We start from the raw sequence: 472 nt of genomic DNA, 5'->3' as shown, positions 1-472 counted from the left end.
CAGAAGCTTAATCGTCTGTAACGAAAAAGCCCCTGATGCTGACATCAGGGGCTTTTTTGTGCGCGCAATTCCGTAAAATGGCTTCTTTTTTCAGTCGAGAGCCTGTCATGTCGAAACATCTGCTAAGCCCCCAAGGCGAATTCCCCGCCGCCGGTCTGGGTCGTCGCCTGGCAGCGATGTTCTATGATTTTCTACTCTGCGTCGCCCTGCTGATTGTCACGGGCGGCATCTACAAGCTGATCCAGATGCAGATCATCGGCGAAGCTCGGATGCGTACCCTGACCGAGTCTGGAGCCCTGGACGGCGATCCACTGTACTCAACCGTGCTGCTGTTCGTGCTGTTCGGCTTCTTCGCCAAGTTCTGGACCCATTCCGGACAGACCTTGGGCATGCAGGTCTGGGGCATTCGGGTGCAGAACGCCGACGGCAGCCGCATCAGTCTGTGGCAGGCACTGTTGCGCTTCATGGTGTC

Annotated in this window: 1 protein-coding gene; it reads left to right on the top strand. The window is 56.8% G+C overall.

Annotated elements, in window-relative coordinates; translation table 11 throughout:
- Positions 1 to 107: 107 nt before the first annotated feature.
- On the top strand, positions 108 to 472 hold a 365-nt coding region (locus tag BLX41_RS19165), incomplete at its 3' end, for an RDD family protein (protein WP_259745023.1).

Origin of the sequence: Pseudomonas protegens (assembly GCF_003732485.1) — a bacterium.
Taxonomy (GTDB): Bacteria; Pseudomonadota; Gammaproteobacteria; order Pseudomonadales; family Pseudomonadaceae; genus Aquipseudomonas; species Aquipseudomonas protegens_B.
The sequence above is the reverse complement of the archived record's forward strand: the minus strand, read 5'-3'. Positions and strand labels throughout refer to the sequence as shown.